This is a genomic window from Rossellomorea sp. RS05, assembly GCF_039822645.1.
Lineage (GTDB): Bacteria > Bacillota > Bacilli > Bacillales > Bacillaceae_B > Rossellomorea > Rossellomorea marisflavi_B.
The window spans coordinates 58,596-73,860 of the sequence record NZ_JBDKWY010000010.1 but is presented as its reverse complement, the minus strand read 5'-3'; the positions used below and the strand labels follow the sequence as shown (position 1 = coordinate 73,860).

At 52.7% G+C, this 15,265-nt stretch carries 13 protein-coding genes; all 13 read right to left on the bottom strand.

From position 1 onward, the window contains the following. Positions 1–58 precede the first annotated feature (58 nt). Positions 59–511: a GNAT family N-acetyltransferase gene (locus ABJ225_RS19765; protein ID WP_347321423.1), complete on the bottom strand. Its 453-nt coding sequence runs from the start codon at positions 509–511 to the stop codon at positions 59–61. Between the two features lie 15 nt (positions 512–526). Further along, a complete protein-coding gene (locus ABJ225_RS19760; protein ID WP_347321422.1) occupies positions 527–1,282 on the bottom strand; it encodes a hypothetical protein in 756 nt (251 codons plus the stop codon). 118 nt (positions 1,283–1,400) lie between these two features. Then, positions 1,401–2,189: a 5-deoxy-glucuronate isomerase gene (locus tag ABJ225_RS19755; protein ID WP_347321421.1), complete on the bottom strand. Its 789-nt coding sequence runs from the start codon at positions 2,187–2,189 to the stop codon at positions 1,401–1,403. A 21-nt stretch (positions 2,190–2,210) separates the two neighbouring features. Further along, positions 2,211–3,107: a myo-inosose-2 dehydratase gene (gene iolE / locus ABJ225_RS19750; RefSeq protein WP_347321420.1), complete on the bottom strand. Its 897-nt coding sequence runs from the start codon at positions 3,105–3,107 to the stop codon at positions 2,211–2,213. A 14-nt stretch (positions 3,108–3,121) separates the two neighbouring features. Continuing rightward, the gene (gene iolD / locus ABJ225_RS19745; RefSeq protein ID WP_347321419.1) at positions 3,122–5,041 is read right to left on the bottom strand and encodes a 3D-(3,5/4)-trihydroxycyclohexane-1,2-dione acylhydrolase (decyclizing); all 1,920 of its coding nucleotides are present in this window, start codon (positions 5,039–5,041) and stop codon (positions 3,122–3,124) included. 69 nt (positions 5,042–5,110) lie between these two features. Continuing rightward, positions 5,111–6,574: a CoA-acylating methylmalonate-semialdehyde dehydrogenase gene (locus ABJ225_RS19740; RefSeq protein WP_347321418.1), complete on the bottom strand. Its 1,464-nt coding sequence runs from the start codon at positions 6,572–6,574 to the stop codon at positions 5,111–5,113. A 25-nt stretch (positions 6,575–6,599) separates the two neighbouring features. Beyond that, a complete protein-coding gene (iolC, locus tag ABJ225_RS19735) occupies positions 6,600–7,601 on the bottom strand; it encodes a 5-dehydro-2-deoxygluconokinase (RefSeq protein ID WP_347321417.1) in 1,002 nt (333 codons plus the stop codon). Next, on the bottom strand, positions 7,598–8,626 hold the full coding sequence (gene iolG / locus ABJ225_RS19730; protein WP_347321416.1) for an inositol 2-dehydrogenase: 1,029 nt from the start codon (positions 8,624–8,626) through the stop codon (positions 7,598–7,600). The genes iolC and iolG overlap by 4 nt, the downstream gene beginning before the upstream one ends. Before the next feature lie 81 nt (positions 8,627–8,707). Continuing rightward, positions 8,708–9,724: a LacI family DNA-binding transcriptional regulator gene (locus ABJ225_RS19725; RefSeq protein ID WP_347321415.1), complete on the bottom strand. Its 1,017-nt coding sequence runs from the start codon at positions 9,722–9,724 to the stop codon at positions 8,708–8,710. A 48-nt stretch (positions 9,725–9,772) separates the two neighbouring features. Next, positions 9,773–10,888, bottom strand: a complete 1,116-nt coding sequence (locus ABJ225_RS19720) for a glycoside hydrolase family 88/105 protein (protein ID WP_347321414.1) — start codon at positions 10,886–10,888, stop codon at positions 9,773–9,775. Positions 10,889–10,974: 86 nt separating this feature from the next. Further along, positions 10,975–11,799 (bottom strand): carbohydrate ABC transporter permease, encoded by an 825-nt coding sequence (locus ABJ225_RS19715; protein WP_197082315.1) that lies wholly within the window; start codon positions 11,797–11,799, stop codon positions 10,975–10,977. Next, entirely contained in the window at positions 11,799–12,668 is an 870-nt protein-coding gene (locus ABJ225_RS19710) for a carbohydrate ABC transporter permease (RefSeq protein WP_231888716.1), read from the bottom strand. Before ABJ225_RS19710 ends, ABJ225_RS19715 begins: the two co-directional genes overlap by 1 nt. A 78-nt stretch (positions 12,669–12,746) precedes the next feature. Continuing rightward, positions 12,747–15,239, bottom strand: a complete 2,493-nt coding sequence (locus ABJ225_RS19705) for a hypothetical protein (RefSeq protein ID WP_347321413.1) — start codon at positions 15,237–15,239, stop codon at positions 12,747–12,749. Positions 15,240–15,265 lie beyond the last annotated feature (26 nt).

Sequence of the window (15,265 nt, the reverse complement as noted above, 5' to 3'; positions counted from 1 at the left end):
ATGCTCTCCCTACAATTGAAATTAAACAAACGTTTGAACGAATTGATTGCCTATTATTCTACCAAACTAACTCATAGATGCATTTTTCCTTTTCCCCGCGCTGGTACAGATCATTATGGGGAGGGACAGCTACGATTCCCTTCAGCTCCGCTCCCACATATTCACACGTCTTCCTGGACGGGAGGTTGTCGGGGTTGCAGGTGATCGTCACCTTTTCCATCCCGTGTGCGAGTGCAAGTTCCTTCAACAGGAGCACCGCCTTCCCTGCATAGTGATGGCCCCGATGCTCGGAATGGACGGCATAGCCGATATGCCCTCCATAGTAGAGGTTCTCGTTATGGCCGATTCGGAGATCGATGACCCCTATCGGCGTGTCGGAACCCTTCAGAGCCATGTTGAAGTGATAGGCCGGGACCCAATTCTTCGCCGGGTTGCCTGGTACAGTTTTTACGAGATGGAGATCGATTTCCTCTCCGCTGATGATGGTGATTTCTTGCCATTGGGTCGTCATATGCTTCCTCCAGTTTCAACGTTTTTCATAAGACTTATAAGATTCAGAGGATCTTTTCCTCATCATTCTATACATCATCACGACTCCCGCCATGATCAGGATGCCCAGTCCGACATATACGAGACCGGAACGTTCCGATCCCCCTTGTTCTGGAAGCGCTCCGGCCCCGCCCGTAGCGGCATTCTGTCCATCCTCCATAATCACTTCGAGATCACTATATCGCTCATGAACATATTCCATGTATCGGGTGAGACTCCAATCCTCTTTTCCTATGAGGGACTCCGCAGGCCGATTGAGGCCATATACGCTGTCTTCGTTAATCATGAACCAGGCATCGTTAGGAAACTCGTATACCAGTTTTCCTGCCTCGGTCCCTACCGTGTCCAGGGCAACGGCCAGATCTTGGCCGAATCCGATACCCATGAATGCGTATTTCCCGTGCTCATTCTTCGAAGCAGCCATGACGTTCACAGGCTTGCCGTCCTGATACACGACAGCATACCATTCATCTGTTTGTTCAAGGGCATCACTCTCTTGATCAATGAACGCCTCCCCGTAACTCCATGATGGCTGGAACAGGCCTACCTTGATGGCTTCGCTGGTGGAAAAGTGAAAATCGGAATGATCCTCCGATCTTACGGTATCCAGCACGTCTTGGACGGCATGATCCTCGGCATATTGCCCGATGGACTCTCCTTCTCTTTCAGACTCGAAAGCGGTCAAAATAAAAAATAGAAGCAGTGTGCAAGCAAGCAGAATCAATCTATTCATCTTCTCCTCATCTCCTATCAATCATTTTCCCACCTCGACAGCCAAAAAAATAGGACTGCATCCATGAATCGGATATAGTCCTATTTTACAAGATTATACAATTTTTATATAGAGAAATTTATCGGTCCGGCCAGATCTTTGCGTTTTCTTCCAAAAGCCATGTATGCTCCTCTTCCATGATCCGTTCCGTCCACGCATTGTCGTCGAGGTGACGGATCATCCAGCAGAAGTACATGGCGTAACCCGGCGCCGTCGCCTGTGGATGGTCCAGGCTGCCGGGAATGGTGATATAGCTGTTGTGCTCGACGCGACGGGCGTCGGGTCCGACCATGGCGCAGCCGAATCCTTGGGGGCGGTCGAACTTGTAATAGTACACCTCGGGCTGATCGTGATGATGAGGGGGGTAGCTCGACCATCTCCCTGGATAGGAAATCACTTCGCCGATCACGAGATTCGAGTAGGGAGCGTTATCGTGATCGAAGATGGTGCGGATCACGCGCTCGGCGGTCCCGTTCCATACGCCTTCTCCCGCCACCGTGCTCGAGCAATCCTCAGGCGTATAAAACTTCGGTGCAAAGTCGGCAGCGTTATTGGTCTTCTGCACCAGCACTTCGCTCTCCCCCTTGGCGGTCACGGTGACCTGGACTCCTTTCGGGACGTGGAGGCACCACGGATCTTCATCGAAGACACTTCCCCTGCTGATGTCCTCAACGTGGCCGTTCCACTCCAGGGTGATGGATCCTTCCATGAGGAGCACGGCAGTTTCCTTCCCTGCGTCATGCAGAGTTTCCCTGTCTCCGGCACTCAGCAGGTACACTCCGATATCCTGCAGCATATCCGGATGCTTGGAGTCCATATCTGTGACGGTATTGTAGCCTTGCTTCAATTCTCCGAGCTTTTCATACATGGTGATTCTCCTCCTTCTGTTCTAGATGCCTGCCGTTTCCCTGATATAGCCCCTGGCTTTGATGGCATATTCAAGGGGGTTGGCGATGGCCGGGTCCTGCTCTGCTTCCACGACGAACCAGCCTTCATACGCGCCTTCAGCAATCGATTCGAAGACAGGGCGGAAGTCGATGCTTCCATCGCCGGGGACGGTGAATGCCCCTGCCTTCACGGCCTGCAAGAAGCTCCATTTCTCCCGCTTCACCCTCTCGACGACTTCCGCCCTGACATCCTTCAGGTGGACATGATGGATCCGGTCCATATAGTCTTCAAGGATCACAAGGGGATCTTCTCCTGAAAACACGAGGTGACCAGTATCATACAAAAGGGACACCTTATCGGGATCGGTCCCTTCCATGAGCCTTCTGATTTCTTCTGTTGTCTGGACACCCGTTCCCATATGGTGGTGATAAACGAGTTTCATCCCTTTTTCGGCTGCAAGCCTTCCAAGTCGGTTGAGCCCGTCAGTGAGAAGGGCCCATTCTTCCTCGCTAAAGACCGGCTTATGATCGAATAGCGGTACATCCATCAGTCCCTGGATGCTTTTCCCCTGCTCGCTGACGACGATGACCTTTGCCCCCATTTCATGAAGGAAATCACGGTGGGCAGTGAATTCAGCAGCAGTGCGCTCATACCCATCCGTAGTCAGAAGTGCGCTGAACCAAGCGCTGGCAATGGACAGCCCCCTGAGATCAAGGGCCTTCCTCAGCTGATCCGGATTACGGGGGTATTTATTCCCCACTTCGCTTCCCTGGAATCCGGCCAGGGCCATTTCACTGATACACTGCTCAAAGGTGACCTCACCACCGAGCTCCGGCATGTCATCGTTGGTCCAGCCGATCGGAGCGATGGCCAGCTTGATCTGTCTTCCGTTAAACATCCCTTTTCCTCCCATCAATACTGACGCGCCGTTTGACGTTTGGCCATATTCCGGTCATACGCTTCACGGATGCTTTGTTTTTCCGATACTTCGGCAACCCCTGTGTTCCACCAAGAATCATAGCCATGGGTCATGGTCTTCGGCAGGACTTTGATGTCGATGAGCGTGCTCACCGGCTGATCCTTGGCATCCTTGATCGCCGTCTCCAGCTCTTCAAGGGTGCGGACGGAATAGGTTTTGGCACCGTACCCTTCAGCGACCTTTGCATAATCGATCGTCAAGACGGGACCATCCATGCGGCCGCTTGCCTGATTGCGATGCCGGAACTCAGTGGCGAAGCTTCCCATCCCGTTGTCCATCTGCAGATTATTGATGCAGCCGAATCCGGCATTATCAAAGAGGAGGATATTGATTTTCTTGCGTTCCTGCAGGCTTGTAATCAATTCCGTATGGAGCATGAGGTAGCTCCCGTCACCGGCCAGTGCATACACTTCACGGCCCGGCTCGGCAAGCTTCACGCCCAGGGCACCGGCGATCTCATACCCCATGCAGGAATAGCCGTATTCCATGTGGTAGGTGTCTTGCTCCTTCGACACCCACATGCGCTGCAGGTCACCAGGCAGGCTCCCTGCTGCCCCTACGATTATGGCATCCTGGTCGATCAACCGATTGACGTGGCCGATGACCGTCGTTTGTGCAAGATTGGTGTTTAATGCTTCCTTATAATGAGGGAGTTCCTCATCAAGCTGTCCGGCAATCTCAGGTGTGAACGAGGCATCGACTTCGATATGATGAAGACGATGAAGTTCTGCTTCCCACTGTTCACGCGCTTCTTCCAATTCTCCCTGATAGGAAGATTGATACTCTCCCAGTTCCGAAGCGATCGCTTCGAGACCCGTTTTCGCATCTGCAACCACCTTCACAGCATCAAGTTTACCGGCATGGAAATCCGAGATGTTAATCGTGAGGACGTCTGCTTCCTGGAATAATTCCTTGGATCCCGTGGTGAAATCCGTGAATCGTGTACCTACCCCGATGATCAGGTCGGCCTTTGATGCGAGGAGGTTGGCGGCCGCATTGCCGGTCACGCCCACCCCTCCAAGATTCAGGCTGTGAGTGCCCGGAACCCCGCTCTTCCCTGCCTGGGTTTCACCGAAGGGGATTCGGAACGCTTCTGCGAATCGAAGGAACGCCCCGGCTGCTTCAGAGTAGCGGACGCCTCCTCCGAGGATCATGAACGGCCTCTTTTTGGAGCGGATCAATTCCACGGCATCCGCTACGCTCTCAACGGAAGGCATGTGACGCTCGATGCGATGGACCCGTTTTCGGAAGAATGATTGCGGATAATCCCATGCTTCCCCCTGTACATCCTGGGGCAGTGAAATCGTGACGGCTCCTGTATCTGCAGGGTTGGTGAGGACGCGCATGGCGTTCAGCATCGCCTGCATGAGCTGCTCGGGTCTGCTCACCCGGTCCCAGTACTTGCTGACAGGACGGAACGCGTCATTGGTGGATATGGAAAGATCATGGGTCTGCTCGATCTGCTGGAGGACGGGATCGGGCTGGCGCGAGGCGAAGACGTCTCCCGGCAGGTACAGGACCGGGATCTGGTTGGCCGTTGCCGTGGCGGCAGACGTGACCATATTGGCAGAACCGGGACCGACCGAGGCGGTGCAGGCCATGATCTGCTTCCGTTTCGATTGCTTGGCGAAGGCCATGGCTGCATGGCCCATCCCTTGCTCGTTCCTGCCCTGGTACACCTCAAGTTCACCCGGATCCTCTTCGAGTGCCTGCCCGAGGCCAAGGACATTTCCATGTCCGAAAATGGTGAAGACCCCTTTGACGAATCGCTCTTTCCTGCCATCAAACTCGACATACTGCGCATTCAGGAACTTCACTAGGGCCTGTGCAGTGGTGAGTCGGATTGTTTCCATACTGATTCCCTCCTTCTGTTATTCACTCCATAGGATAAAAAAGGAAGCGGCGAATGCCGCTCCCGTCCATTATTTGACGTAACGGGCCGTGACCATCTTCTTCCTTGTATAGAATTCCAAGCCGTCGGTTCCATTCGCATGAAGGTCACCGTAGAAAGAATCCTTGTAGCCGGAGAACGGGAAGAACGCCATTGGTGCCGGCACTCCGATATTGACGCCGAGCATCCCTGAATCCATCGTTTCCCTGAACTGGCGGATGGCTGAGGCACTATCCGTATAGATGCACGCACCGTTTGCGAACGCAGAGGCATTGGCCAGGTCGATGGCATCTGTAAGGTCCTTCACCCTGACGACGGAAAGGACAGGGGCGAAGATTTCATCCTGCCAGATCTTCATTTCCTGCGTCACATGATCAAAGATCGTCGGTCCGAGGAAGTATCCTTCCCCTTCCGTCTCCTTGTCTTTCCTGCCATCACGGAGGAGGGTCGCGCCTTGTGAGATCCCGGAATCGATATAGCTCAATGTGCGTTCCTTATGATTCTGGCGGATGACCGGCCCGAGGAAGACGCCTTCTTCCAGACCGTTCCCGATCGTGATGTCGTCTGCGGCCTGCTTCAGCTTCTCGATGAATGCGTCGGCGATGCTCTCCTCTACGGCGACGACTGCGGCGGCCATGCAGCGTTCACCGGCAGAACCGAAGGCGGCTCCCGTGATCTGGGATACGGCGACTTCCAAGTTCGCATCCTTCAGGACGATGGAATGGTTCTTCGCACCTGACAGTGCCTGCACACGCTTCAGATTCTCTGTTCCTTTCTTGTAGACGAGTTCTGCGACCGGCTGGGAGCCGACAAAGGAGATCGCCTTTACCTTCTTCTCTTCGATCAAGCCGTTCACGACATCATGGGCCCCGTTGACAATATTCAATACGCCGCTCGGTAGACCGGCTTCCTCGAAGAGCTCGGCAAGCCTTGCCGCAAGAAGCGGGGTCCGTTCGGAAGGCTTGAGGACAAATGTATTCCCGCAGGCGATGGCGAGAGGGAACATCCAGCAAGGGACCATCATCGGGAAGTTGAACGGCGTGATGCCGCCCACGACCCCGATCGGGTACCGGTACATGCCTGATTCCAAACCGGCTGCGATGTCAGGTAGCTGCTTGCCCATCATGAGGTTCGGGATCCCTGCGGCAAACTCGACGCATTCGATGCCGCGGAGGACTTCCCCGTGTGCTTCGGCGAAGCTCTTACCGTTCTCGATCGTGACAAGCTTCGCCAGTTCATCCCAATGCTCGACCAGGAGCTGCTGATACTTGAACAGGATGCGCCCGCGTTTTGGCACCGGCACCTGGGACCATGATTTGAACGCTTCATGAGCCACTTCGACCGCTTCGTTCACTTCTTCCCGCGTGCTGAGCTTTACGATGGCGATTTCTTCACCGGTGGCAGGATTATAGACGATTTCTGTATTCTCCGATGCTGATTCGATCCACTTTCCTCCGATATAGTTCTTCACTGTACGTACGGTTGTCACTGTCATGCTACCTCTCCCTTTCCATCTTGTATTAGATTGTTTCGTATAGAGCTGAATCCATATGTTCAAGAAGCTCTTCTTCTGTCGGCATGGCGTCGGAGCAGCTGTGCCTGGAGATGACGATCGAGGCCGATGCACTTCCACGCTTCATGGCTTCTGATACATCCGTTCCTTTCATCAGGCCGTGGATGAAGGCGGAGGCGTAAGAATCTCCCGCTCCGAACGTCTTCAGTACATTCGTCCTGAAGATTCCACTGCGGTGTGAACCCCCGTCTTTCGTATAGGCGATCGATCCCGCTCCTCCGTGCTTGATGACGACGATGTCCGCACGATGGGAGAACCATCGTGTCGCCGTGTAGTGATCATCCGATTCGGTGCGGTTCAGGAGCCTCTCCATCATGTCGAATTCTTCACGCGTCCCGATGATGCAATCGCATTTCTCGGCAGCCAGGTTATAATAGACCGCCGTTTCTGCTTCATCCTTCCATGTGTAAGGCCGGTAATCGAGATCGAAGAACACGGTGACATCATGCTTGACCGCATACTCCAGGGCAAGGAATACTGCTTCACGGGACGGACTTTTGGCAAGGGCCGTTCCAGAGACGAGCAGGGCCTTGGACTTCCTGATATACGCTTCACTCACCTCGGACGGATGAAGGAGTAGGTCGGCCACATTGTCCCTGTACATGAGGATGCTGCAGTCTTCCGGACTTTTGATCTCCGTGAATGCAAGTCCCGTCACGGCTCCGGTATTGTCGATCTTCACCCCTTCTGTATCGATCCCATTCCGCTCAAGGTATCCGGTGATGAACCTGCCCATCTGGTCGTCGGATACCTTTCCGATGAAGCCGGTCTTCATGCCTAGTCGTGCAGAGCCGATGGCGATATTGGCAGGTGAACCCCCGACGTATTTCGTGAAGGTGCTCGTTTCTTCCATCGGACGGTTCGTTTCATTCGCATTCAGATCGATGCACAGTCGGCCGACGGCAATCAGGTCGAAGGGACGGTCTTCATGAAACGATAGTGGGTTCATACGATCTCACTCCTTTTGACCGTTTCGTGGGTCAGTTTGACCGGTACGCCCGTTTCAAGGGAGGTTCTGGCCGCTTTGGCGATCCGTTCGGCCTGCAGCCCGTCAAATCCAGAGCATAACACCGGCGAGTCATTCTCGATGGCCTGGATGAACCCGATCACTTCTTCCACATAGGCTTGGGTGTAGCGCTCAAGGAAGAAGTAGAGCGGTTTTTCCGTCGTCACATAATCTTCCGTTGCGAGTTTGACCGTGTTAGCCCTTACATTTTCAGCCTGGGCGGCTCCTTTATCTCCGAAGACCTCAAGGCGCTGATCATATCCGTAAGCAGCTCGGCGGCTGTTCTCGATGACCCCTAGGGCACCGTTGGCAAACTTCAGGGAGACGATGGCCGTATCGATGTCTCCTGCTTCCCCGATAGCAGGATCCACAAGGACAGCACCGTGGGCATGGACTTCGACTACTTCGCTCCCCATGATGTACCTGGCCATATCGAAATCATGGATGGTCATATCCATGAACAGGCCACCGGATGTACGGATGTATGCAGCATTCGGCGGCTCCGGATCCCTTGATGTGATACGGAGGGTATTCGGAGTCCCGACTTTCCCTTCGCTCACAAGCTCACGAACCTTTTGGAAGTTGGCGTCAAAACGGCGGTTGAATCCGACCTGGAGCTTCACACCCGCCCTTTTCACCGCTGCCAGTGCCGCTTCGGTTTCTTCAACAGTGAAGCTGACCGGCTTTTCGCAGAATATATGCTTCCCTGCTTCTGCTGCCTCGCGTATGAGGTCGGCATGGGTATTCGTCGGGGAACAGATGAAAATCACAGAGATGGCCGGATCGGCAAGGAGCTCCCGGTAATCCGTTGTCAGATGCTCGATCCCCGTCTCCTTCGCCCAGTCCTGCAGGTGTGACACCTGAACATCTGACACGCTCTTCACTTTCACATTCCTCAGCTTCCTCAAGTTCTCTACATGGATCTTTCCGATCCTGCCTGCACCTATAATTCCCACTGTCATTTCCATTCTGTCTTCCTCCCTTTTCCCTATCTGTATGCCTTTTAAGTTAAGCGCTTTCTCTTTTCCGTTAAATGAAAGCCGACTTATTCAGTCAGCTTCATGGTTCTCTAGTGTCTTTACTGAATCCCTCTCGACTAGATGGGGAGCCAGTGTGATTCGATGGGCGGGACTGTCAGGGTCCTTGATGGATTTCATCAGTTGCTCGATGGCATAGGAAGCAAGCTCTGGAATCGGCTGGGCGATCGTCGTCAAACCCGGATCGGCGATTTCCGCATAGATCGTGTTATCGAAGCCGATGATCGACATCTCGTCTGGTATCGATACGCCTGCTTTCCGCGCTTCATTGATGAAAATGGCTGCAATCAGATCGGTCGAGGCAAAAACGGCTGATGGCCTGTTTTCTTTCTTCAGGATCTTCCTTGCCGCTTTTTTCGCATCCTCGAAAGTGGACTTGGAATTAATCACGGAATCGGATCCGAGCTCGATCCCTGCGGCTCCGAATGCCCTCTTGAACCCTTCAAGTCTGAGCTTTCCACTCGCCCGCTGCAGCTCCGTGATGACGGCTGCATGACGGTGACCATGGTCCAGAAGGTATCTCCCGGCAAGATAGCCCCCCTTCACATCATCCGTCGTCACCACATGGGAGTCGAGTTCGAGATGATCGAAAGAGAACATGATGTAGGGGATGCCGCGGCTCTCCAGATTCTTGAACTTCTGAAGCTCCTTCGGTTCGGTGGCGATGATCATCCCGTCCACCTGCTTCTTCATGAGCAGATCGAAATAATCTTGCTCCCGCTCTTTCTGATAATCCGTGCTGCAGAGGATGATCGTATAGCCGCTTTTCCTGGCGTTGTTCTCGAGGGCACGGGCGATTTCTGCAAAGAAGGGGTTGGCGATATCGGGTACGAGGACGCCGATGGTGAACGTCCGTTTCCCCGTGAGGGCTGCAGCCACGCTGCTCGGCTGATATTCAAGATCCCCCATGATCTTCGTTACCTTCTTGCGGGTCTTCTCACTGATCCGCCCTGTATTATTGATGACTTTCGATACGGTGGCAATGGATACGCCCGCTTCCTTTGCCACATCATAGATTGTTGTTTTCATAGTTAACTCCTCTTTCAGGGCCCACTCCGATGTCTATTTCCTACTGTATCAGGCTACTAAGTTATCATGCTGAAGAACTTCAGAAAATAGTACAATCGCCAAAGCCTGCCCATAAGCTGTGGGAGCAATGATGATGTTCTTATAGTCCTCTTTGGCGGCCCCGATCGCCGTTCCCGCCGATACGTTGAGGACGGTGCCGTCATCGTCGACTTCCTTAAGAATGGAATTAACCGCTCTCCTGCATACATCCAGATAAGTTTCGTCCAGGAATCCATAGCGGATGCCTTTCAGGATGCCCGCCGCGATGGAAGAGGATCCCGATACTTCCGTGTAGGAATCCTCGTCATCAAGCAGCGTATGCCAGAGGCCGTCCTGTGCCTGAAGCTCCACAAGCGTGTCGACCTGGACCTTATAGGTGTTGAGAATGGTATTGTACGTTCCGTCATCCAGCTGTCCTTCCATCATAGCAAGAAATTCGGGTGCTGCCAAAGTGAACCAACTGTTCCCCCGGCACCAGTAGGCTTCACTGAACCGGTGATGACCGTTAAAATCAAAGCCGTGATAGAAGAGACCTTCCTCTTCACTGAGCAGGAGCTCTATATGAAGGAGGAACTGGCCCACCGCTTCTTCCTTCCATTCTTTACGGTCGTACCTGATCCCCATCTTCCCGAGGAAGAGGACGACCATGAAGAGCGTATCGATCCAGATCTGACCGTCATTCATCGTCAAATCGTTTTTGGTGGCACCGCTGGTGACGTGTTGAAGGCCTCCACGTTCGGTCCTTGGTGCCTTTTCCATGATCCAGTCCGCCCACTCCAGGGCAAGCTGCTCTGTTCCCTCCACATCCATGAGGGTGAGGAGCGGGGCGGTGGTGTTGATGTTCTTGAGGGGAAGGCCCCTCTCCTTCTGATCTTCTGCCCACTCTTTTAAAAACGTGTGGTAATCCGGAAAACCGTCTTGACCCGACAGGCTTTTCAGTCCATACAGTCCGACTCCCTGTGGCCAATCCCATTCTTCCATCCCGAAGTCTCTGGGAAAATAACCGATCTTGGCTCCATCGCCGATCCCTTCAAGCTCCGATTCATTCTCGGGCCTTTTCAGATCCAATAGCTGCCCCGTCACCTTATGGACCGTTTCCTGGACGTTCTTTATCAGTAGTGTCATTGCTTCCACCTCGCATAGTATCTTTTGGTAACGCCGTATTCTTTACTACATTCGCTAACAGATAGGAAATCTCCTATCCTTTCCCATTAATCTTTCAAACCGGAACTGGCTCCCGTATCCATGATGTAGCGCTGGAAGATCGCGTAGAGCAGCACCATCGGCAGGAGGGAAATGACGGACGCCGATAATAGAAGGACCCAATCGATATTATCCGCTCCTACGATGCTCCGGATGGCGACCTGGATGGTGTACTTATTTGGATCGCTTATGACGATGAGCGGCCAGATGTAGTCATTCCATCTCCACTGGAAGGAGAAGATGGCGAGCGTGATGATGATTGGTTTTGCGATCGGGAGCATGAGGCGGAAGAAGATCCTTCCTTCATTCGCTCCGTCGATGCGTGCCGCTTCGAGGAGATCATCTGGTACCGTCATGAAGAACTGCCTGAACATGAAGATCCCGGTTGCCGTGTTGATGGACGGGATGATCAATCCCCACAGATTATCGTACAACCCGACCTTCTGGATGACCGTGAACGTCGGATTCATGATTACTTCTGTCGGAAGCATGGTCGTGGCCAGGATACAGATGAAGAAGACGCTGAGCCACTTGTATTTGTATTTCGCCAGTGCGTACCCGCAGGAAGCACTCGCCATGATGGTCAAAAGGGTTGCCACGATGGTGACGAAGGAGGTGTTCAGCACGTATTTCGTAAACTCCATGGTCGACCATGCGTATTTGTAGTTATCCAGGGTGAATTCTTCAGGAAATAGCTTCAGCGGGAAGCTGAAGAGCTCGCTGCCCGGCTTGAACGAACTGAGCAAAAGCCACAGGACCGGGAACAGATAGGCGATGGCCAGTATGGCCATGATCGCCGTCATCAGGATCGTACTGCCGCGATATCGCTTCATCATAATTTGCTCCTTTCTTCCACCTTTAGATTAATGATTGCAAAGAGAAGGAGAATGACGAACAGTACCATGGAAACCGCGCTTGCATAGCCGATATTCCGCTGGTCGAATCCTGTCTGATAGATATATTGGACGAGGAATGTGTTATCCGTACCAGGTCCCCCGTTATTAAGGGCCTGCACCATCGGAAACTCTTTCATCAGATGGATGACCGACAGCAGGATGACCATGAAGGATGTCGGCTTCAGGCTTGGAAGCGTCACATGGATGAACTTCTGCCAGCCGCTTGCACCGTCGATATCGGCTGCTTCATAGTACGATTGTGGGATATTCACGAGCGCCGAGATCATCAGGAGCATATTGAACGCCGTCCCCATCCACACGGTGGCGAATAGTACGAGGATGAACGCCATATTTCCGTCAGAGGACCAGCCCACCGGCTCCATTCCGATCAGTGAAAGGAGAAAGTTGACGAACCCGAAGCTTTCTCCGAACAACCAGCGGAAGATGACCCCGGTCACGATGGAGGAAATCAACCATGGGAAGAAGAAGATGACCTTGGCCACAGATTTCCCCTTTGTGAACTTGCTCACCAGGAGGACCGATATCAGCAGGGAGAATGCATATAGAAGAGGCACTCCGACCGCCGTATAGAGGATCGTCCTTCCCAGGGATTTATAGAAGCTTTTGTCCTGGAATAGTTGAATATAGTTGTCCAGCCCGATAAACGAAGCGCTGATCCCAGTGTAGTCCGTGAACGAATAGTACACGCCGAGTATGCCGGGCCAGGCAAAAAATACCGTGAATAAAACCATGTTGACAATGACGAAGGCCAGAGCCCATTTCTGGTTTTTATCTTTTCTCCTCACCATTCTTCCCCCTCAATCCTTCACATCGTACCCAGGGGCCGCCATGCAGGCGGGTCCCAGGGTAAGATGTGTTAGTGATTACTGTTGAAACTGTGGAATGCTTATATGCTCTTCCTCGACTTCATAGCCTGCGTCGTATTCTACCGGCTTCCCGTCCACATGGAGCTGATCATCGATCACCTGGAGCGTTCCGGCTCTTTCCGTTTCGTACGACCATTGATGGCTGTCGATCGAAATAGTTGCGTTCATCTGTTCTTCCACGAATACCTCGAATGAACCCACTTCTGTTTCTGAAGCACACGTCGCGATCACTCGGTGATGTGCCCCATATGAACGGGCTTCCCGGTGTGCAATCGCGCCCTTCTCCTGCAGCTCGTATCCATTGCTGAAATATAGCCCGATATAGGCATCCTCCTTCTTCGCAAACAACCAGTTGCCTTCTCCCCTCACCTCGTCAAGCTTCCAGAACGGAAGATACGCATGTATATATGGAAGGAACGGCTCTTTCAAGCGATACTCGAGGAACATATACTGCTTATACTGGGTGATGTTCGGGCTGATCCCGTTCCCTGCCCAGAAGCTCGGCCGGTTCTCACCGCTATATACCGCCTCCCCGGGATGGTTGATCCATATCTGGGTATTATCCTGGTCGAGGGCGATATTCATAGCATGCTGCTGATGGCCTTTCTGATAGGAATTGAAGTGGATTGCCGAGCTCATACAGTAGCTCGATGTTTTGTAATTGTACGTGTAGACCTCTTTGATCCCTTGTTTGTACTGGGTCACGAGGGCCTTTGAAGCATCCTCGATGAAGTAATCTTCTAGTTTAGGCGGTTCATAGGATGATAGACAGAAGAGCGTTGTACATCTCATCGCCGTGTTGAACTTGCCTTTTTTCCACGTGATGAACGCCAGATTGGCCGTCTCCCCCATCTCCATCGCCTTCAGATCGTGTTCATACACCCGTCCATAGGTTGTGGACATCGTCTTTCCGTGCAGGTTTACGGCAATGATCTTGAAGGTGAAATCCAATGCCTTTTTCGCAAGCTTCCGTATATGCTCATCCGGTGCCGATTCATAGAGGCTGAAGAATCCGATCAGGTCAATCGGAAGATAGGTTGTCGAGTTCCACTCGGAGTAGCCGTACTTCAGAAACACTTCAAACCACTCTTCCAGTCGTTCCTTCCCTTTCTCATGCTGCTCGCGCCCTGTCCTCCCGCTCACGCTGAACGTTGCGTCGGGATAGAGATGTCCGGCGAAATACTGGGACACATGGAACAGCAGGGCATGGTTTTCACTGAAGTACCACATCACATCGTTCCCCGGCTCATCGATCCAGTATCGGAAGTTCACGGCAAGCTCCTTCAGCTCCTCATGAAAGTCGGCCTGGATCGTGTCCTGATACTTGATGGTGAAGCCAAGCAGCGGCGCCAGGCGGAAATCGGCGCAGTCGCCTTTTTTCTGTATTTCATCAAAGCAGCTCCTGATATGACGCTTCGCTTGTTCATCCACTTTTCCATTCAGGTGGATCAAGCTGAAGCCGGCATTCAGATCGAGCTTCTCGCTTCGAGAGAAGAATTCGAGGACCTCCTGCTTTCGTTCCGTAAGCGAATCCGAGAATGACCGACCCGGATCGTCGTTCGTCAGGATCGAAGCCACCATCCTCCTCGCCACTTGCACTCCACCAGGGAGCACCACGCCGATATCGAACTGCAGCAGACCGTTCGAGGACAGCTCATCTACGCTCATGAGCTTCTGGAATCCACTTTCATCAAGATTCACACTAAAAGAGAAATCAAAGGCATCCAGTTCGTCGTCGGCTTTACTGTCGAACACGGGATTCAACAGATGATTGCGGTTCACATTGACGAACAGCTCTTCGATGCCGGAAGCCTCTTCCCGGTTCATATAGACCTCCAATCGTCCTGATCGATAGATGTCTTTCGAAAAGTGCAGGGAAGTCAGTAGGCGCTCTGCCTGTTCGATTTGTTCCGCTTTGGCCGGAACCTGTATGTAGCCTTCAAGGGCCGTCTTCCCCGTATATCGGAGCTCGGTGAAATAGTTCACATCCCTCTCGGCAAGGTCGTCCATGTAGAGAATGACTTCATTAAAGCCTTCTTCAAGGGACAAGGTGATGTCTTTATGGGAAGCAAGATTCCTTGTGTAGGGGGTCCAGCTCAGTTGCTTCGTACCATTCACCCAGATCTCGACGCTTCCGCATGTGCTGACCGTGAACGGAATTGTACCGCCTTGGTCGGGCTTGATGAACGTCCTGCCATAGACGCTCAGGAGATGTGGTGTAGGGATGAAAGCCGAAAACTCTAATCGGGGATTCTCAAAAGGGAAGTAGATGTGGTGAAAATCCGTTTCAGGAAGAAGGACCTCTTCTTTCAGACGCTGATCCAGGAATTGCTGTCTGCCGGGATAAACGATCTGCACATATTCTTCCGTGATGTTCACAGGGTGATCGAATACGGCCTTTTCGGATTGGTATGGAGCGATGGTTAAATCGGTGTGGACCCAGCGGTTTAGCGGTTCACCCGGCTGGACGGTAAAATGATAGTCATTCATTTACATAGCCTCTTTTCATAAAGCGG